We start from the raw sequence: 18,000 nt of genomic DNA, 5'->3' as shown, positions 1-18,000 counted from the left end.
GCGGTGCGCGACAGACCAGAAAGAGGAGACAAGATGACCATGCAGACCCAGGGCCGCCGGCATTGGCTGGCGCTCATGGCGGCGCTCGCCCTCGGCGCGGCGCTGTCCCCGGCCACGGCGCGCGCGGGCGCCGCCAACTGGCCCACCCGGCCGATCCGCCTCGTCGTTGGCTATGCCGCCGGCGGCGCCACCGACGTGCTCGCACGCATCGTCGCGCTCAAGATGGGCGAGCAGCTCGGGCAGGCGGTGATCGTTGACAACCGCGCCGGCGCCAACAGCAACGTCGGCGCCGAGGTGGTGGCCAAGGCGGCGCCGGACGGCTACACGCTCTATGTCTACACCATCGCCAACACCATCAACGCCACCCTCTACGGCAAGCTCGGTTATGACCCGCAGAAGGATTTCGAGCCGATCGGAATGATCGCCAAGATCCCCAATATCCTGGTGGTGAACCCGAAGCTGCCGGTGCAGAGCGTGGCCGACTACGTGCGCTTTGCCAAGTCGTCACCCAACGGCATCACCTTCGCCTCGTCGGGCAGCGGCTCGTCGATCCACCTGTCGGGCGAGATGTTCAAGATGCAGGCCCACCTCAATATGCTGCACGTGCCCTACCGCGGCAGCGCGCCGGCGGTATCCGACCTGCTCGGCGGGCAGGTGCAATCCATGTTCGACAACACGCCGTCTTCGCTGCCGCACGTCAAGGCCGGGAGGCTGCGCGCCATCGCCATTACCAGCGCGCAGCGTTCGCCGCTGCTGCCGGACGTGCCCACCGTGGCCGAGTCGGGCTACCCGGGCTTCGATGTGCAGTCGTGGTTCAGCCTGGCCGCGCCGGCCGGCACGCCGCGGTCGGTGATCGACAGGCTCAACGCCGGGCTGAACAAGAGCCTGTCTGCGCCGGACGTGCGCCAGCGGCTGCTGGACCTGGCCGCCACGCCGGAGCCTGGCACGCCGGAACAGGCGCGCGCCTTCGCCGCCGCCGAGATCAAGCGCTGGCGCGAGGTGGTCAAGCAGTCCGGCGCCAAGGCCGACTAGTTCGCTGAATCATTGAAATGGGAGGTGAAGGACATGCCATGCGGGAATCAGCGCTAGGCGCAAAGCGCAGCAATAGCACGGCTATTGCGAGCATTTGCAACGACGCGATGAGCCCGCATGGCGTGGCAGGCACCCACCGATTTCAGTGATTCAGTGGACTAACACCGGCCATCGCGCGGCCGCGACGCCGCGACGATAGCGAGACGCCGGCAGGTCGGCCGCGGGAAGCGCGCCGATCGCCAGCCATTCCACAGGAGAGAAAGCCCAACCATGTACCCCATCGACTTCTTCTGGCGCGCGGCCCAGCGCTGGCCAGAGCGCCCGGCCATCGACTCTCCCGAGGGCACCATCGCCTATCGCGAGCTGGCCGCGCGCGTGGCGGCACTGGCCGCGGCGCTGCAGGACCTGGACAGCGTGCCGCAGAGCCGGGTCGGCATCTGCGCCGGCAACAGCGCCGAGCATATCGTGGCCTTGCTGGCGGTGCTGGCCTGCGGCAAGGTGTGGGTGCCGCTCAACCCCAAGAGCACGCATCACGAGATCCGCCGCATTATCGAGGTGACCGAGCCCTCCATCCTGGTGCTCGATCCGGGCTGCGCGCCCTTGCTAGAAGGCGCGCCCGGAGTGCGCATCCATTGCGGCGCCGCCCCCGCGGGCGGCCTCAGCGTGGCCGGGCTGTGCGCGGCGCACGCCGGGGCGCCGCGGCCGGTGTTCGACCTGCCGCCGGAGGCCACGCAGGCAATCAAGTTCACCGGCGGCACCACCGGGCTGCCCAAGGGGGTGATGCAGCCCTACCGCGCCTGGATGGCCAACATCGCCAACCAGATCCAGGCCTGGGGCTTCGACGCTGACGACCGCTACGTGGTGGCCGCACCGGTCACCCACGGGACCTCCACCTACCTGCTTCCCATTCTGGCCCAGGGCGGCTGCCACGTGGTGCTGGCCGGCGCCGGCGCGGACGCCGTGCGCGAGGCCTTCCGCACGCGCGGCGGCACGATCTGCTTCATGCCGCCCACGCTGATCTACATGCTGATGGCGCTGCCGGGCGCCTCGCGCGCCGATTTCCCCGCGCTGCGGCGCCTGATCTACGGCGGCGCGCCGATGCCGCCCGAAAAGATCCGCCAGGCGCGCGACTTCTTCGGCCCGGTGCTGGGTACCACCTACGGCCAGACGGAGGCGCCGCAGATCCTTACCGTGATGCGGCCGGAGGATTTCGAGCAGGAGGAGAACTGGGCCGCGGTGGGCCGTGCCACCTGGTTCAGCGACGTCGCGATCATGGCGCCGGACGGACGCCTGCTGCCGCCCGGCGAGGTGGGCGAGGTGGTGGCGCGCGGCGACCTGCTGATGCGCGGCTACTGGAAGCTGCCCGAGAAGACCGCGCAGACCCTGGTCGACGGCTGGCTCCACACCGGCGACCGTGGCCTGATCGACGAGCGCGGCTACCTTTACCTGAAGGACCGTCTCAAGGACATGGTGATCACCGGCGGCTTCAACGTCTATCCGGTCGACGTGGAGAACGCGCTGGGCCAGCACCCGGCCGTGCATGAATGCGCGGTATTCGGCGTGCCCGACGACAAATGGGGCGAGGCAGTGCAGGCCGCGGTGCAGCTTCGTCCCGGCATGCAGGCGCAGGAAAGCGAGCTGGTCGCCTTCGTGCGCGAGCGCCTGGGCCCGGTGCAGACACCCAAGCGCATCCATTTCCACGCCAGCCTGCCGCTGTCGCCGGTGGGCAAGGTGCTGAAGACCGCCGTACGCGAACAGGCCATCGCTGCCGCCGCAGACGGGCACCAGAACCAGAACCAGAACTGAGGAGACTGCCATGACATCGAAGCCGGACCAACGCCCCGTCACCCGCCTGTGCACCCACACGCTGACCAGCCTGCACTACCGCGACGCCAACCTGGTCGAAGACCTGATGGGCAAGAAGACCTTCACCGAGGTGATGCTGATGCAGATCCTGGGCCGCACGCCGCGTCCGGTCGACCTGCGCATCACCGACGTGGTGCTGATCGTGCTGATGGAGCACGGCCTGACCCCCAGCGCCATCGCCACGCGGCTGATCTACATGAGCGCACCCGAGAACCTGCAGGGCGCGGTGTCGGCGGGGCTGCTGGCGGTGGGCAGCTCCTTCGTCGGCACCATGGAGAACTGCTCGCGCCTGCTCGACCGCATCGGCGCGGCCGCCGATCCGGATGCCGAAGCGCTGGCCATCGCGCGGCACTACAAGGAGATCAAGAGCGCGGTGCCCGGCTTCGGCCACCACCTGCACAAGCCGGTGGACCCGCGCGCCTACAAGCTGCTGGAGATGGGCCGCGCGGAGCCGGAACTGGCGGGCGACAAGATCCGCGCCCTCGAACGGCTGTCGCAGGCCGTGGATGCGGTGGCCGGCCGCCCGATCACCATCAACGCCACCGGCGCGGTCGCGGCGCTGCTGGGCGAGATCGGCGTGCCGACCGGCGTGATGCGCGGCTTCGCAGTGATTTCGCGCGCGGCCGGGCTGGTCGCGCATATCGTCGAGGAACAGCAGAGCCCGTCCGGGCGCTTCATCTGGGATACGGTTGAGGAGGCCATTCCCTACGTGGGCGAGGGTGGCAAGGCCGGCGGGGAAGGGCAATGAACGCGCCTGCAGCGGGGTCGCAGGGCGCGGCGGGCAGGCCGCCGGCGCTGCCGCTGGACCTGTCCGGGCGCACGGTGCTGGTGGCCGGCGGCGGCTCGGCGGGCCCGGGCTGGAGCATCGGGCGCGCCGCGTGCGTGACCTATGCCCGGCTGGGCGCGCGTGTCTGTGTGGTGGACCGCGATGCCGACTCGGCCGAGCAGACCACGGCGCTGATCCGCGCCGAGGGCGGTACGGCGCAGACGCTGCTGGCCGACCTGGCAGAGGAGGCCGACATCGCACGTGTCTTCGCCGCCGCGCGCGAGCACTTCGGCCGCATCGACGTGCTGCACCACAACGCCGGCATCGGCAAGACCGGCGGCCCGATGGAGACCAGCGCGGCCGACCTCGAACGTGTCCACGCGGTCAATGTGCGCAGCCTGCTGCTGTGCACCCAGCAGGTGCTGCCCGGCATGGTGGAGCAGGGGCGCGGCGCCATCATCGCCATCGCTTCGGTGGCGGGCATGCGCTACGTGGGCTATCCGCACCTGGCCTACAGCGTGACCAAGGCCGCGGTGATGCAGTTCACGCGCATGGTGGCGCAGCAGTACGCGCCGCACGGCGTGCGCGCCAACACCGTGGTGCCGGGCCTGATCGATACGCCGCGCATCGCCGGCACGGTGGCGCGCATGTTCTCCGAGGGCAGCCTGGACGAGGCCCGCCAGGCGCGCGCGCGCCAGGTGCCGATGGGGCGCATGGGCAGCGCCTGGGACGTGGCGCACGCCTGCGCCTTCCTGGCCTCGGATGCGGCGGCCTATATCACCGGCACGGAACTGGTGGTCGACGGCGGGCTGACCGGCAAGTATGCCTGAGCCGTCGCACGGCACGCCCAGCCAGCCGCCTTGTGCGCACCGGGCGCGCGCACTAGACTAGTGTCCTGTTCCGCAAATAACTTGACTGGAAAGCCATTTGCGGGCCAGGACACTAGTCGGGCCGGGGCACGCCGGGGCGCACGGGCGCTGCGCCGGCCGCCCGGGCGCTCCAACTTGCCGCCGAGGGCTGCCTGCCATGGACGACCGTTACCTTCCGCATCTGCGCGACACGATCGCGGCCATCCGCGCCGAGGGGTTCTACAAGGCCGAGCGCGTCATCGGCAGCCCGCAGTCGGCCGGCATCCGCCTGGCCGGCGGCGGCGAGGTGCTGAATTTCTGCGCCAACAACTACCTGGGCCTGGCCGATGATCCGCGCCTGATCGAGGCGGCGCGGCGCGGCCTGTCGGAAGACGGCTTCGGCATGGCGTCGGTGCGCTTCATCTGCGGCACCCAGTCGGTCCACAAGACACTGGAAGGGGCGCTTGCCTCTTTCCTGCGGACCGAGGACAGCATCCTCTACTCGAGCTGTTTTGACGCCAATGGCGGGCTCTTCGAGACCCTGCTGGATGACCGGGACGCCGTCATCAGCGACGAGCTCAACCATGCCAGCATCATCGACGGCATACGCCTGAGCAAGGCCCGGCGCTACCGCTACCGCAACAACGACATGGCGGACCTGGAGGCCTGCCTGCAGGAGGCCGAAGCGGCCGGCGCGCGCTTCAAGCTGATCGCTACCGATGGCGTGTTCTCCATGGACGGCATCGTCGCTGACCTGAAGTCCATTTGCGACCTGGCCGATCGCTACCGCGCGCTGGTGATGGTCGATGACTCGCATGCGGTCGGCTTTGTCGGCGAGCACGGGCGCGGCACGCCTGAGCTGTGCGGGGTCGAGGGTCGCGTCGATATCCTGACGGGAACCCTGGGCAAGGCGCTGGGCGGCGCGTCGGGTGGCTATGTGGCCGCGCGCCGCGAGGTGGTGGAACTGCTGCGGCAGCGCTCGCGTCCCTATCTGTTTTCCAACTCGCTGGCACCGAGCATCGCCACCGCCACGCTGAAGGTGCTGGAGCTGCTGGCCAGTGGCGAAGGTGCCGCGCTGCGCGCGCGCGTGCGCCAGAACGGCGAGCATTTCCGCCGCGAGATGACCGCGCTGGGCTTCACCCTGGTGCCGGGCCACCATCCCATCATCCCGGTCATGCTGGGCGACGCCGCGCTGGCCACCGGCATGGCCGATGCGCTGCTCGCCGAGCACGTTTACGTGATCGGCTTTTCCTATCCGGTGGTGCCGCGCGGGCGTGCACGCATCCGCACGCAGATGAGCGCGGCGCATACGGCGGCGCAGGTCGAGCAGGCGGTAGCGGCCTTCGCCAAGGTGGGGCGCGAATTCGGCGCCATCGTCTAAGCTTCAGGCAGGAGACCCAGCATGAAAGTCCTTGCCAAACTTGAACGCGCGCCCGGACTGACGTTGGCCGAGCTGCCTGAGCCGGAGGTTGGCCACAACGATGTGATGATCCGCATCCGCCAGACAGCCATCTGCGGCACCGATATCCACATCTGGAAGTGGGACGAGTGGGCGCAGCGGACCATCCCCGTGCCCATGCAGGTCGGGCATGAGTATGTGGGGGAGGTGGTCGCCATCGGGGAGGAAGTGCGCGGCCTGTCCATCGGCGACCGGGTTTCCGGCGAGGGCCACATCACCTGTGGCTTCTGCCGCAACTGCCGGGCCGGACGCCGCCACCTGTGCCGCAATACGGTGGGCGTGGGCGTGAACCGGGCGGGCGCCTTTGCCGAATACCTCGTCATCCCGGCTTTCAATGCCTTCCGCATCCCGGACGACATTCCCGACGAGATCGCAGCCATCTTCGACCCCTTCGGCAATGCCACGCACACCGCGCTGTCCTTCGACCTGGTGGGTGAGGATGTGCTGATCACCGGCGCCGGGCCGATCGGCATCATGGCGGCGGCCATCGCGCGCCATGTGGGCGCGCGCAACGTGGTGGTCTCCGATGTGAACGACTACCGCCTGGCGCTGGCCAGCCGCATGGGCGCCACGCGTACCGTCAACGTCATGCACGAGAACCTCAAGGACGTGGCGACCGGCCTGCACATGACCGAAGGCTTCGACGTGGGGCTGGAAATGTCGGGCGTGCCTTCGGCCTTCGCAGCCATGCTCGAAGGCATGAACCACGGCGGCAAGATCGCGCTGCTGGGCATTCCGCCGTCCAGTGTCGCCATCGACTGGAACCAGGTCATCTTCAAGGGCCTGGAGATCAAGGGCATCTACGGGCGCGAGATGTTCGAGACCTGGTACAAGATGGTCGCGATGTTGCAGAGCGGGCTGGACCTGTCGCCCATGATCACCCACCGTTTCCCCATCGCGGAATACGAGGCGGGCTTCGCCACCATGTTGTCGGGCAACAGCGGCAAGGTCCTGCTGGATTGGACCGCCTGAGCGCGGGCGTCCGCTGCAGCAATGCCTACCGGTAGACCAGCACCGGGATGGTGGAGTGCGTCAGCACCTTGCGGGTTTCGCCTCCGATCAGAATGCCGGCCACGCCGCGGCGCCCGTGCGAGGCCATGGCGATCAGGTCGCAGCCCTTGTCGCGCGCCGTGTCGATGATCGCCTCGTAGGGGTGATCGTGGATCAGGGCCACCGTGTCGCAGGCGACGCCCGCAGCGAGCGCTTCATCTGCCATCGCGCGCAGGTAGCCCTCGGCGGCGCGGCTGGCCTCGCGCGTGTACTGCGCGTGCGTGTCGCTCAGCAATTCCACCTGGTAGGTATGGAGCTGGAATTCGGGAATCACGTGCAGCAAGGTGGCGCGGGCACCGATGCCGCCGGCGAATTCGAGCGCCTTGCGGAAGGCGGCCTCCGCATGCGGCGTGCCGTCGATGGGCAGCAAGAGATGGTGGAACATGGTTGGCTCCTTGCGCCGGAGGGAGTGGGCCGGGCGGGCCGGGCGGCATCACGTCTTGAGTATAGCTACCGGCACCCGCGCCGCAATGCGGCGCGAGGCTGGCCGGCCGGCATGGCGCGTGCAGCGTCAAGCCCCCTGTAAACCCTATGCCGCGGCAGCGCGATTGCCGCTATGATCCGCCATCGGCGCCGCGCCTCCGGCCGGCGCCCGCGTGTTTCCGAGGCCCGGCGTCAACACAATTGCCGCCTGGCCTTCTCGTGGCGGCAGCCGTCCCGGCGGCGGCCGTCGAACCTGCACCGCCTTGCGACCCAATGCGGTGTGCCGGGAAGGCAAAGTTACCGCTTTGCGCTTCCGATCCTGTTGGAGAAGACAGCTTGACAGCACGCATCCAAGCCGACGCCGCACGCGGCCTGTTCGGCACGGGCGAAGGCCCGTCCCATGAGCTCATCACGCTCGCCACCGACCCGGCGTCGGGCCTGCGAGCCATCATCGCCATCCACGACACCACGCTCGGCCCGGCCTTCGGCGGTTGCCGCTACTGGACCTATGCAGCGGAGCAGGACGCGCTGACCGACGCGCTGCGCCTGTCGCAAGGCATGGCTTACAAGAACGCGCTGGCCGGGCTGCCCTTCGGCGGCGGCAAGGCGGTGATCCTGCGCTCGCCGGAGCAGACCGACCGTACGGCCCTGTTCCGCGCCTTCGGCCGCCTGGTCGAATCCCTGGACGGACGCTACATCACCGCCGAGGACGTCGGCAGCACCGTGGAAGACATGCGGGTGGCCCAGTCCGAAACGCGCTATATCAGCGGCCTGCCGCGCGAAGGCGGTTTCGGCGGCAATCCCTCGCCCAAGACCGCCTACGGCGTGTTCGTCGGCATCGAAGCGGCGGTGCGCTGCGCGCTGGGCCGCGAGACCCTGGACGGCGTTTCCGTGGCCGTGCAGGGCCTCGGTTCGGTGGGCTGGGAGCTGTGCCGCCTGCTGCACGAGGCCGGCGCGCAACTGACCGTCGCGGACGTCGATGCCGCCAAGGCCACGCAGGCGGGCGAACGCTTCGGCGCGCGCGTGGTAGCGGCCGCCGACATCGTCGGCGTGCAGGCGGACGTCTTCGCGCCCTGCGCGCTGGGCGCGGTGATCACCCCGTCCGTGGCGGCAGGCTGCGCCTTCCAGGTGGTTGCGGGGGGCGCCAACAACCAGCTGGCATCCCTGGCCGAAGGCGACGTGCTGCAGCGCCGCGGCATTTTCTATGCGCCCGATTTCCTGATCAACGCCGGCGGCATCATCAGTTGCGCCCGCGAGTACCTGGGGGGTGCCGACGAGGCCGCGGTGGTGGCGGAGGTCGCAGGCATCCGCGAACGCGTCTTCGAGCTGGCCGAGCGCGTGCGCGCGAGCGGGCAGGCCCCCGCGCGTGTGGCGGTGCAGTGGGCGCAGGAGAAGCTGCGCCGCAGCGCAGCCTGACAGCCCAGCGCGCGATGCCCTGGCGCCAGCGGCGCCGGGCCATTCCGCATGGCGCGGCGTTCCCGACACATGCAGCGCGTTTCGCGCAGCATGGCCGGCGCTTCGCCGCCGTTCGCGCTGGTCGGTACCTACCCTAGGGTTTATACTAGGTTCCGAGTTCTCGCCGCATCACGGCGCGGACGTGAACGGCCCGCTTGGCGGGCCGTCATTCCTTCCAATCCGCCCGCCTCGCTTGTCCCTCGCCGCAAGACGGCCTCCGGCCGCCCGTCACGGCTGCCATCGCAGGAGTCGGGCAGCCGTCACGCGGGACGGCACCTTCACCGGTATGTTTCATGAAGCGGATGGCTGCTTTCTTTGTCGTGAGCTGGACGGCTGCGGCGATTCTCCTGCTTTCAAGGGATTCCGTGTCCCTGATCGCACTCAGCGGCGTGGTCGCCTTCGGCGGCCTCGACCTGCTGCGTCCCTAGGGCTGAGCGGGGGGCGTCGCGACGCGCTACGCTGCCTGCCGCTCGGCACCCCGGCAGGCCGCCAGCATCAGGTCCAGGTTCTGCACGGCGGCGCCCGACGCCCCCTTGCCGAGGTTGTCGAATACCGCTGACAGCAAGACCTGCCCGTGCTCCTCATTGACGAACACGCCCAGCCGCAGATCGTTGGTCCCGTTCAGCGCTTGCGGGTCGAGGTGCGTGGCGGCCTGCGATTCTGCCAGCGGCATCACCTCGACATGGCGCGCGCCGGCGTAGTGCGACGCCAGGCAGGCATGCAGCTTGTCGCCATCCGTTCCGGGTGCGAGCAGGTCCACGTCCAGCGCCACGGTCAGCACAATGCCCTGGCGGAAGGCACCGTAGGCCGGCACGAAGACCGGGCGCCGCGACAGGCCGGCGTGTTGTTGGATTTCCGGTGTGTGCTTGTGGGCGAGGCCCAGGCCATAGACCTGGAAGGGCAGCGCCCGTCCGGCGTCGGGGCCTTCGTAGGTTTCGACCGCGGCGCGGCCGCCTCCGGAGTAGCCCGACACGGCATGGATGGCGAGCGGATAGTCGCGCGGCAGCAGGCCGGCTTCCACCAGCGGACGCAGCAGCCCGATCGCCCCGGTGGGGTAGCAGCCCGGATTGCTCACGCGCAGCGCGCCGGCGATGCGTTCCGCCTGGCCGGCCGCCATTTCGGGAAAGCCGTAGGTCCAGCCCGCTTGCGTGCGATGCGCTGAGCTGGCATCGATCACCCGCACCGCCGGATTGGTGATGGCCGCCACCGCTTCGCGCGCTGCGGCATCCGGCAGGCACAGGATGGCGATATCGCAGGCATTGATGGCCTCGGCGCGAGCGCGCGGTTCCTTGCGCTGCGCGGCCGGCAGCGTCAGCAGGCGCAGGTCGTCGCGAGCGCGCAGGCGCTCGTGGATCTGCAGGCCGGTGGTGCCTTGGTCGCCGTCGATGAATACCAGGGGATAGCTCATGTCGTGAATCCTCGGTCGTTGCGTGGAGATGGCACGCCTGGCTGGCGTGGCTGGCGCGGCCGGTGCGGCAAGCGCGCGAAGGGCCATCTTGCGCCTCGGGATAGAATCGGAAAAGTTGAATTTCCAAACGACAAGATTCATATTTCCTGAACGAGGAGCCACCCATGCGTGAGATCAGCCTGGACCGCCTGCGCACCCTGGTCGCCATTGCCGACCTGGGCTCCTTCGCCGAGGCGGCGCGTGCTCTGCACCTGGCGCCACCCACCGTCAGCCTGCACATCGCCGACCTGGAAGCCCGCGTCGGGGCGCCGCTGCTCTCGCGCAAGCGCGGCGAGGTGCGGCCTTCCGCCATCGGTGAAACGCTGGTCGAGCGCGCCCGCCGGCTGCTCGCCGATGCCGACCAGGCGCTCGATGACGTGCAGCGGCAGGTGCAGGGCCTGGCCGGCCGCGTGCGCCTTGGCGCCTCCACCGGTGCCATCGCTCATCTGCTGCCACAGGCACTGGCGACACTGGCCGAGCAACATCCCGACATCGACGTACAGGTCGCTGTGCTCACCTCGCAGGAAACGCTGGCCCGGCTGGCCGCCGGCACGCTCGATGTGGGCCTGGTGGCGCTGCCGCAGTCGCGCGTGGCGGGCCTCACCATCCGCCCCTGGCGGCGCGACCCGGTCATGGCCTTCCTGCCGGCCAGCTGGCCATGCCCGGGGCGCATCACACCCGCCTGGCTGGCGGCGCGCCCGCTGATTCTCAACGACGCCTCCACGCGCCTGTCGCGCCTGACCGCGGAATGGTTTGCCAGCGGCGGCCACCAGCCGGTGCCGCGCATCCAGCTCAACTACAACGACGCCATCAAGAGCCTGGTAGCGGCCGGCTACGGGGCAGCCTTGCTGCCGCAGGAGGCCACCACGCCGATGCCGGATGCGCGCGTCATCACGCGGCCGCTGCGGCCGGCGCTGTGGCGCCAGCTCGGGCTGGCGCACCGGTCGGGGGAGGTAGAGCGGGCGACGGAATATGTACTGGAGGCGTTGTGGGCGCTGCGCGCGGGGTAGGGTGGCGATAGCAGGGGGCGCCGTGGGGGAGGCTTCTCGTCATCCCCGTGTCAAAGCGGGGCTCAATCGTTTGGAGACGCAGCGGCCACCCTGCCGCGTTGCGAGGCCACGAACATGATGAGGCCGAACAGTTGCAGTCCAGCCATGCACAGCGCCATCTTGACGGTCGAGTCCAGCAGCAGCGGGACCAGCACCGCCGACAGCAGGAAATTGCCGAACTGCTGCACCGTGACATAGCCGCTCGAAGCCAGTCCGCGCCGCTCGGGAAAACAGTCCAGAGCCAGCAATTGCAGGCTCGGCTGCGTGATGGTCATCCCGGCGGCAAAGACCGGCAGTGCCACCAGCGCCCAAGGAAATGCCGGGGCATGCAAGGTGGTCACCGCAATATTGAACGCGCCTGCCAGCAGCATGACGGCGTGCCCGAGCATCACGCTGCGCTCGGGGCTCATCCGGCCGGCGACGCGATGTGAGATGAGCGAGCCCACCAGGATTCCGGACACGATCGGGATGAACAGCCAGCCAAACGACTGCGCATCAAGTCCGAGATGCTGGGTCACGAAGCGAGGGGCGGCAAATACGTAGATGTAGATCGCGACGTTGACGCCGGCATTGGCGAGCGCCAGCGCGATGAAGCGCCGATGCGTCAGCATGGTCCCATAGGCGCGCGCCAGCAGCACGGCGTGAAGCGGGTGCCGGCGGGCCGGCGGCAAGGTCTCCGGCACCCATCGCCAGCAGGCGACGAGGAGCAGCGTGGACACCAGCGCCAGGAAGACAAAGATGCTGCGCCACCCCGCCCAAAGCAATAGCCAGCCGCCGCAGACCGGTGCCAGGGCCGGCGCCAGGGCGAAGATCATCGCGACGAGCGCCATGACCTTCTGGGCCTGCATACCGTCGAAGACGTCGCGGATCATTGCCCGCCCTACGATGACGCCGATGCCGGCACTGACACCCTGCAAGGCCCGCCCCGCGTGAAGCATCGCGATGCCGGTGGCGCCGGTGCAGATCAGGGAGCCGAGGGTGAAGAGCGCACAGCCGAGCAGAATCATCCGTCGGCGGCCTACCGCATCGGAGATCGCGCCGTGCCACGGGATCATCAGCGCGAAAGGCAACAGATAGGCGGTGAGCGATTGCTGGACCTGCGCAGTACTTGCGTGCAAGTCGTTGCTCATGACCGCGAAGGCGGGCAGATAGGTCGCGATGGCAAATTGCCCGAGCATGGACAGGCCCGCGGCCATTGCCGCCATGGCGGCAACACCGGGGAGGGCGCCCGCGTGAGGGTTGGAGCGTGAAATCAGCAAGCCTGGAGGTCCTTATCGGATGTGGCCCCGCTACGTAGCGGTAGTTGCGACACTTGCAGGACTTGCGCCCATGTTCCACTAGGAGCGCCGGGGCATCGCGTCTCCGCGCTTCGCTGCCAGGCGGGATCAGACTCTCTGCACATCGTCATCGTAGTATCGGTCGGCGATCATGAAGGCAGCGGCTGCCCCCAGGCCCACGAGCGGGAGGGCCTGCATGGCCGTCCGCAGGCCAAAGGCGTCGGCAAGCACGCCGACGAGGAAGGGGCCCGGCGCATAGCCCAGGATATTGTTCGCCAGCGTCAGCATGGCAAATGCGGAGGCATGGATCGCGGGGGGAGAGACCGCCGTGACGATCACGCCGGAGGCACCCACGAAACCCGATCCCGTCAGGAAGGCCGCGGCGATGGCAAGCAATTGGGGATTGCCTGGCGGCAGTTGGAAGGCGATGAGCAGCAGCACAAAGTAGCACAGCGCGAAGCCCACCATGATACGTAGACGGCGTACGCCGTGGCGCGCGCTGAGATAGTCGACCATGGCACCGCCAGCGATCATGCCGACACCCCCTGCGATCACCAGCAGGCCCGTGGTGACGCCGGCGCGCGTCATGTCAAAGCCGTAGTAGCGGTTCATCAAGGAGGGCATCCATGCAAGCAGCGCACCCTGGATGAACAGCATCAGGCCGGAACCTAGATACGTCCACAGTGCCGTCCGGGTCGTGAGCAGGCGCTTCAGGACATCCTTCACCGGCAGGTGCGTCTTGACCCGGGAAGGGTGGACGTGCGTTTCCCTGACACCCATCACGTAAAGCAGGGACAGGAGCAGTCCGCCTGCGCCGATGGCGAAGAAGGCCGTGCGCCAGCCATGCCGCTGTGCCAGCATCCCGCCAAGCACGAGTCCGGATACGGAGCCGAACAGCGCCGCGGACAGGAAGCTGTTGATGATGGTGCCGTGCAGCCGCCGTGGAAAGACACTGACCAGAATCGCGCCGCCGGCGCTTGCATATCCGGCCTCGCCCACGCCGACCGCCGCCCGTGCCATGAACATGGTGGCATAGTTGCCGCTCAGCCCGCAGGCAATCGTCGCCACGCTCCATAACAGCGCCATCAGGGAGACGCTCTTGACGCGCCCCCAGCGATCGGCCATCAGCGAGACCGGAAAGGAGAGGACGCCGACGGCCAGCGCCACAACGCTGACCAGCGCGCCGAGCTGGGTATCGCTCAGGGCCCACTCTGCCTTCAGCGCGGGAAAGGTGGCGTTCAGGACCTGCCGCGAAATGTAATCCGACAACATGAGCCCGACGCTGAGCGCGAGCACGCGCAGGGCATAGAAGCGGGAGACCGGGTAGGCGTCCGGTGCGAGGCTGGTCGCGTCGCTGGTGGGAAGATGGCTCGCCAAGGCGATGTCCTTTCGTCGATGCGGCAGGCGCCACTAAGTAGACTGCCTGCCGTCGCGTTGATATTGCAGCCCGTCGCGCAGGACGGGATCGCTCAATGCCCGAGGGCCTGTGCTTCCTCCATGCGCTGGCGGAGCACGGCACGCAGGTCCTCGCCGTAACCGGTGAGCACGCCGCCGTCGACCGCGAGCAATTGGCCTGTGATCATGTTGGCGCGTTCACTGGCCAGGAAGGAGGCCGCCTCACCGATCTCCTCGATCTTGCAAAAGCGACCAAGCGGAATGACGCGCTTGGCGATGGCGTCGCGCAACTCCGGCTTGGTGTGTTCCTCCAGCAATGGCGTCAGGATCCCGCCGGGACAGACAGCATTCACATTGATGCGGTGATCCGCCACTTCCCACGCCAGATGTTGGGTCAGCCCGGTGACGGCATGCTTCGACGCAGTGTAGTCAACGCTGCCGAAGAAGGTCATGCGAATGCCGGCGATCGAGTCGATGTTGACGATCTTGCCGCTCTTCTTGGCGATCATGGTCGGCAGGACAGCCTGGCAGCAAAGCAGCACGCCCTTGGCGTTCACGCCCATCACGCGATCCCACTGTTCTTCGGCCAGATCCTGGACCAGAACGGGAGTCGCTTCGATGCCTGCATTGTTCACCAGGATGTCGATCGTACCGAAGGCACGGAGCGTTTCCGCCGCCATCGCCTCGGCGCCGGCCTTCTTGGAAATGTCGGCGTGAATCGCGATGGCCCGCGTGCCGGTCGGATCGATGCTCCTGGCAACGCGCTGGGCGTTCTCAAGATTGAGGTCAACCAAGGCCAGGCGGGCACCTTCCCGCGCCATGACCCGAGCGATGCCCTCTCCGGCACCGCGCCCACCGCCGGTGACGATCGCGACTTTGTCCTTCAGTTCCATTCGGGGTCTCCTATGCCAAGCAGGCGAGTTCTTTTGACCTGATGGTAGGGACATGAGAAACTCAAAAAGTCACAATACGCGCCAAAAAGATCGCAGATCACGCCAACCTAGGGAATACGCTAATGGGTTTGAATATCCGATCCGCTTCCTTGTCGCGGTTCCTGGACGTCGCCAGCGAGCTCGGCCTGGATCCGGAGCCGCTGTTGCTGCGGCACGGCTTGAGCCGGGCCCTGCTGGCTCCGACGGAGCGCAGCTTCCTGCCCGCGCGTGTCGTGATTCAGTTGCTGGAAGACGCGGCGAGCGCCTCCAATTGCATGGCCTACGCGGCGTTGATGGTGGAGCGGCGCCAGCTCTCGGATATCGGGGCGATCAGCCTGTTGCTGCGGCATCAGCGCTCGGCACGCGCGGCCATCGGCTTTTTGACGCGACACAAGGGCCTGCTGAATGACGTCCTCGCCATTCGAATCGAGGACCATGGCCAGTTTTCGCTGGTCCGGGTCGAATTGATATCCGACGTCTATTCGCGGCAAGCGGCCGAGCTGGGCGTGGGGGTGATCATCAACATCTTTCGATCACTGCTCGGAGAACGCTGGAGTCCGCATGAAACCTACTTTTCGCATGCGGCGCCGGAGGATCTCCAGATCCATCGCCGCGTCTTTCGCTGTCCGCTCCGGTTCGGTGCGGAGTATTCCGGGTTTGCCTGCCTCACGAGCGACCTGGATTCGCCTTCGGATTTCTCGGCGGTCGAGTTGAAGAACTATGAGCGGTTCTTCATCGAGAATCTTCCCGTCATCAATCGCGAGTCTGTGCTGGAGGACGCCAGAAAGGCGATTTCCTTGTTGATGCCCAGCGGCAAGGTCGACCTGTCCTTGCTTGCCGATTATCTGAAGATGAGCCCGCGCACGGTGCAGCGGCGACTGGCAGAGGAGGGAGCCACCTTCATGGGAGTCTACAACTCCGTGCGCCGGGACAACGCGCGGCGCTACCTCGAGAATACGCGCCATTCCATTTTCGCGATCTCGGAACAGCTGGGCTTTGATAGTTCAAGGTCATTCACGCGCTGGTTCTCCCAGGACTTCGGTGTCTCACCGAAGCAGTGGCGAAAGGCGCGGATGCAGAAAGACTGACGCGCGGGGGACGTCCGCCGGCCCCCGTTACGTGCGGACGCCGAACAGCCCGTGCCAGAATGAATCGAAGCTGCCGAAATGGCGCCAGGGTTGCGGCGCCTCGTCGCGGTTGGGGGCAGCGCCCGCGTCGCCTGTCGGCGCCGCCTCGGCGTCAGGGGTGCCGGCGGCCGCTGCACTCGCCCGCCGCGACTCCTGCAAGGCCCATACGCTGTCCGCGATGCGGGCCGCCAGTTCCGCCTCGCAGTCCTGGCCGAGCAGCACGCCGAAGAGAACGTCGCGATTATGGCCGTCGTCGGCAAAGCGCATCGCGATGGCGACCATCTTCTCGTATTGCTCCTGCGCGGCGCGCTCGCTCTCGCGTTGCGCCTGGCGCTCCTGCTCTTCCTGGGCCTCGCGCTCGGCCTGCCAGCGCCGCATCTCCCGCTCGAATACCTCGTCGTAGACCCGGCGCTGCTCCGCATCGGAAAGAATGGCATAGGCATCGCGGATTTCCTGGAATTCCGCGTGCGCCTCCGCCTGGCGGCCAAGGTTGCGGTCGGGGTGGCACTTCATCGCGGCCCGGCGGTAGGCGCGCTTGATCTCGTCCAGGGTGGCGTTCTCTTGCACGCCGAGGGTCGCGTAGAGGGTGGTCATGGAGCGGTGGAGCGGCAACTGTGCAAGCGCCCATCCTAGCACGGGGTAACCGCCCGAAGCCCGCCGCCTCGCCGGCGTGGCGCGTGCAGCAGCCCGCGGGCAGCTCGCACCGCGGTCACACATTCCTGTAACGCATCCGTGCTGGCGTGGTCCATGCTGAAACAGGTCCCTGCCCACTTGGGTGTCTGCTATCTTGAACCATGGATCGGCAGCCCCCCGCGCCTTGGGGTCGCCTGGGCAATGCGCGCTGACATTAGTAGTTCCGCCCGCGCTGGCGCCAACTTCCATGTACGGCAGGCCGTGGCGCGCTTCGCCGGGACGGCGTCCCGGATGACGGAGACAGAGAATATGAAGCCTCTACCATTTGCGGTGACCCCGGATGCCTATGCACCTGCGCTTGATGTGCTCGGCGAGAAGATCACGGTGCTGGCATCGAATGCCGTCACGAACGGCTATGAGGTGTTCCTGCAGCAGGGCGAAGAAGGCAGCGGCCCGCCGCCGCACAGCCATGACTGGGACGAGTCGTTCTACGTCACCCGGGGCACGCTCGAGATCGGCTACGGCGACCAGGTCATCACAGCCACGGCGGGTGCGTTTGTTTATGTGCCCGCCGGCACGGTGCATCATTTCCGTTTCGGACCCGGGGGCGGGGCAATGATCTCGGTGACAGGGCAGGGCAGCAGGGCATCGCAGCTGTTCACCCGGATCGACGAGGAGATTCCGCCCGGGCCGCCCGACGTGGAGAAGCTGCTTGCGGTGGTGCAGGGATGTAGCGTGACGATTCCAGGGTGAGGCCTGTCCGGGGCCGCCCGGCCGATCGCCCCGAACTGCCGGGGCCCGCGTTATTTGGCGCTGTTGCAAGCCCGCCCGCTGCTCGAAGCCATGGGCCGGCGCGGCGGGCATTCGCCAGAGGCGCTCAGGCCTTGGCGACGACGCTGATGCGCAGCGCTTCGCCGCCAGCCGCGATCGCCAGCAGGCGGTCGATGTTCGGATGGGCGCCGGGGCGGTTGCGCGCATCGGCAGTGTGCTCGGCAAACAGCGCAAGGCCGTATTCAGCCGCCTTGGCATCAAGCGTGCCGAAGACCTCCTGCAGGTAGTGGTACACAGCCAGGGAGCCTTGCTTGCCCGGCTTGTTCTCGATGTCTGCAACCACCGCGCCTGTGCCGTCCACCAGATCGATGCGATCGATAGCATCGATGGCGGGCATCTGGGCGAGGTTATCCTTGAATACGTTGCTCGGTTGAATCACTGAAGGCACTCCGTTTGTTTGATCGGCCGCT

Annotated in this window: 18 protein-coding genes; 11 read left to right on the top strand and 7 right to left on the bottom strand. The window is 67.8% G+C overall.

Features of this window, described 5'->3' with window-relative positions; genetic code table 11:
• The first annotated feature begins 39 nt into the window (after window positions 1–39).
• From AC1Z3O_RS28350 to tdh, 6 genes are all read left to right on the top strand, one after another.
• Window positions 40–1,032: a tripartite tricarboxylate transporter substrate binding protein gene (locus tag AC1Z3O_RS28350; RefSeq protein ID WP_483522051.1), complete on the top strand. Its 993-nt coding sequence runs from the start codon at window positions 40–42 to the stop codon at window positions 1,030–1,032.
• Window positions 1,033–1,302: 270 nt separating this feature from the next.
• Window positions 1,303–2,838, top strand: a complete 1,536-nt coding sequence (locus tag AC1Z3O_RS28345) for a class I adenylate-forming enzyme family protein (protein ID WP_483519639.1) — start codon at window positions 1,303–1,305, stop codon at window positions 2,836–2,838.
• A 10-nt stretch (window positions 2,839–2,848) separates the two neighbouring features.
• Window positions 2,849–3,646 (top strand): citryl-CoA lyase, encoded by a 798-nt coding sequence (locus tag AC1Z3O_RS28340; protein WP_483519637.1) that lies wholly within the window; start codon window positions 2,849–2,851, stop codon window positions 3,644–3,646.
• Window positions 3,643–4,494, top strand: a complete 852-nt coding sequence (locus tag AC1Z3O_RS28335) for an SDR family NAD(P)-dependent oxidoreductase (RefSeq protein ID WP_483519635.1) — start codon at window positions 3,643–3,645, stop codon at window positions 4,492–4,494. The genes AC1Z3O_RS28340 and AC1Z3O_RS28335 overlap by 4 nt, the downstream gene beginning before the upstream one ends.
• Window positions 4,495–4,690: 196 nt before the next feature.
• Window positions 4,691–5,893, top strand: coding sequence for a glycine C-acetyltransferase (locus tag AC1Z3O_RS28330; RefSeq protein WP_483519633.1), 1,203 nt, complete (start codon window positions 4,691–4,693; stop codon window positions 5,891–5,893).
• Window positions 5,894–5,914: 21 nt separating this feature from the next.
• Window positions 5,915–6,943, top strand: a complete 1,029-nt coding sequence (tdh, locus tag AC1Z3O_RS28325; RefSeq protein WP_483519631.1) for an L-threonine 3-dehydrogenase — start codon at window positions 5,915–5,917, stop codon at window positions 6,941–6,943.
• Window positions 6,944–6,968: 25 nt separating this feature from the next.
• Here tdh and AC1Z3O_RS28320 read toward each other — a convergent pair whose 3' ends face one another.
• The gene (locus tag AC1Z3O_RS28320; RefSeq protein ID WP_483519629.1) at window positions 6,969–7,406 is read right to left on the bottom strand and encodes a universal stress protein; all 438 of its coding nucleotides are present in this window, start codon (window positions 7,404–7,406) and stop codon (window positions 6,969–6,971) included.
• Window positions 7,407–7,780: 374 nt separating this feature from the next.
• Here AC1Z3O_RS28320 and AC1Z3O_RS28315 point away from each other — a divergent pair, with 374 nt between their 5' ends.
• A complete protein-coding gene (locus tag AC1Z3O_RS28315; RefSeq protein ID WP_483519627.1) occupies window positions 7,781–8,860 on the top strand; it encodes a Leu/Phe/Val dehydrogenase in 1,080 nt (359 codons plus the stop codon).
• 332 nt (window positions 8,861–9,192) lie between these two features.
• Entirely contained in the window at window positions 9,193–9,327 is a 135-nt protein-coding gene (locus tag AC1Z3O_RS28310; RefSeq protein WP_483519626.1) for a hypothetical protein, read from the top strand.
• A 26-nt stretch (window positions 9,328–9,353) separates the two neighbouring features.
• Here AC1Z3O_RS28310 and argC read toward each other — a convergent pair whose 3' ends face one another.
• Window positions 9,354–10,307: an N-acetyl-gamma-glutamyl-phosphate reductase gene (gene argC, locus AC1Z3O_RS28305; protein WP_483519624.1), complete on the bottom strand. Its 954-nt coding sequence runs from the start codon at window positions 10,305–10,307 to the stop codon at window positions 9,354–9,356.
• 164 nt (window positions 10,308–10,471) lie between these two features.
• On the opposite strand from argC, the gene AC1Z3O_RS28300 reads away from it, so the two are divergent.
• On the top strand, window positions 10,472–11,356 hold the full coding sequence (locus tag AC1Z3O_RS28300) for a LysR family transcriptional regulator (RefSeq protein ID WP_483519622.1): 885 nt from the start codon (window positions 10,472–10,474) through the stop codon (window positions 11,354–11,356).
• A gap of 62 nt (window positions 11,357–11,418) precedes the next feature.
• Here the strand turns inward: AC1Z3O_RS28300 and AC1Z3O_RS28295 are convergent, their stop codons facing one another.
• The 3 genes from AC1Z3O_RS28295 to AC1Z3O_RS28285 form a co-directional block, all read right to left on the bottom strand.
• Window positions 11,419–12,654 (bottom strand): multidrug effflux MFS transporter, encoded by a 1,236-nt coding sequence (locus AC1Z3O_RS28295; protein WP_483519621.1) that lies wholly within the window; start codon window positions 12,652–12,654, stop codon window positions 11,419–11,421.
• 126 nt (window positions 12,655–12,780) lie between these two features.
• A complete protein-coding gene (locus AC1Z3O_RS28290; RefSeq protein WP_483519620.1) occupies window positions 12,781–14,049 on the bottom strand; it encodes an MFS transporter in 1,269 nt (422 codons plus the stop codon).
• Between the two features lie 92 nt (window positions 14,050–14,141).
• Complete coding sequence (locus AC1Z3O_RS28285; RefSeq protein ID WP_483519618.1) at window positions 14,142–14,960, bottom strand: SDR family NAD(P)-dependent oxidoreductase; 819 nt, start codon at window positions 14,958–14,960, stop codon at window positions 14,142–14,144.
• 122 nt (window positions 14,961–15,082) lie between these two features.
• Here AC1Z3O_RS28285 and AC1Z3O_RS28280 point away from each other — a divergent pair, with 122 nt between their 5' ends.
• Window positions 15,083–16,087: an AraC family transcriptional regulator gene (locus AC1Z3O_RS28280; protein ID WP_483519616.1), complete on the top strand. Its 1,005-nt coding sequence runs from the start codon at window positions 15,083–15,085 to the stop codon at window positions 16,085–16,087.
• 27 nt (window positions 16,088–16,114) lie between these two features.
• Here AC1Z3O_RS28280 and AC1Z3O_RS28275 read toward each other — a convergent pair whose 3' ends face one another.
• A complete protein-coding gene (locus AC1Z3O_RS28275) occupies window positions 16,115–16,720 on the bottom strand; it encodes a J domain-containing protein (protein WP_483519614.1) in 606 nt (201 codons plus the stop codon).
• A 348-nt stretch (window positions 16,721–17,068) separates the two neighbouring features.
• Between AC1Z3O_RS28275 and AC1Z3O_RS28270 the strand changes: the two genes are divergently transcribed.
• Entirely contained in the window at window positions 17,069–17,512 is a 444-nt protein-coding gene (locus AC1Z3O_RS28270) for a cupin domain-containing protein (protein ID WP_483522049.1), read from the top strand.
• A gap of 124 nt (window positions 17,513–17,636) precedes the next feature.
• On the opposite strand, the gene AC1Z3O_RS28265 is transcribed toward AC1Z3O_RS28270, so the two are convergent.
• Window positions 17,637–17,969, bottom strand: a complete 333-nt coding sequence (locus AC1Z3O_RS28265; protein WP_483522047.1) for a DUF2322 family protein — start codon at window positions 17,967–17,969, stop codon at window positions 17,637–17,639.
• Window positions 17,970–18,000 lie beyond the last annotated feature (31 nt).

Source organism: Cupriavidus sp. 09_S30, from assembly GCF_056930435.1.
This window is presented reverse-complemented; position numbering and strand designations above follow the sequence as displayed.

What these genes read in the sequence shown, in the direction of transcription:
- AC1Z3O_RS28350 (WP_483522051.1), top strand. Translation starts at nt 40, where the DNA reads ATGCAGACCCAGGGCCGCCGGCATTGGCTGGCGCTCATGGCGGCGCTC.
- AC1Z3O_RS28345 (WP_483519639.1), top strand. Translation starts at nt 1,303, where the DNA reads ATGTACCCCATCGACTTCTTCTGGCGCGCGGCCCAGCGCTGGCCAGAG.
- AC1Z3O_RS28340 (WP_483519637.1), top strand. Translation starts at nt 2,849, where the DNA reads ATGACATCGAAGCCGGACCAACGCCCCGTCACCCGCCTGTGCACCCAC.
- AC1Z3O_RS28335 (WP_483519635.1), top strand. Translation starts at nt 3,643, where the DNA reads ATGAACGCGCCTGCAGCGGGGTCGCAGGGCGCGGCGGGCAGGCCGCCG.
- AC1Z3O_RS28330 (WP_483519633.1), top strand. Translation starts at nt 4,691, where the DNA reads ATGGACGACCGTTACCTTCCGCATCTGCGCGACACGATCGCGGCCATC.
- tdh (WP_483519631.1), top strand. Translation starts at nt 5,915, where the DNA reads ATGAAAGTCCTTGCCAAACTTGAACGCGCGCCCGGACTGACGTTGGCC.
- AC1Z3O_RS28320 (WP_483519629.1), bottom strand. Translation starts at nt 7,406, where the DNA reads ATGTTCCACCATCTCTTGCTGCCCATCGACGGCACGCCGCATGCGGAG.
- AC1Z3O_RS28310 (WP_483519626.1), top strand. Translation starts at nt 9,193, where the DNA reads ATGAAGCGGATGGCTGCTTTCTTTGTCGTGAGCTGGACGGCTGCGGCG.
- argC (WP_483519624.1), bottom strand. Translation starts at nt 10,307, where the DNA reads ATGAGCTATCCCCTGGTATTCATCGACGGCGACCAAGGCACCACCGGC.
- AC1Z3O_RS28300 (WP_483519622.1), top strand. Translation starts at nt 10,472, where the DNA reads ATGCGTGAGATCAGCCTGGACCGCCTGCGCACCCTGGTCGCCATTGCC.
- AC1Z3O_RS28285 (WP_483519618.1), bottom strand. Translation starts at nt 14,960, where the DNA reads ATGGAACTGAAGGACAAAGTCGCGATCGTCACCGGCGGTGGGCGCGGT.
- AC1Z3O_RS28280 (WP_483519616.1), top strand. Translation starts at nt 15,083, where the DNA reads ATGGGTTTGAATATCCGATCCGCTTCCTTGTCGCGGTTCCTGGACGTC.
- AC1Z3O_RS28275 (WP_483519614.1), bottom strand. Translation starts at nt 16,720, where the DNA reads ATGACCACCCTCTACGCGACCCTCGGCGTGCAAGAGAACGCCACCCTG.
- AC1Z3O_RS28270 (WP_483522049.1), top strand. Translation starts at nt 17,069, where the DNA reads ATGAAGCCTCTACCATTTGCGGTGACCCCGGATGCCTATGCACCTGCG.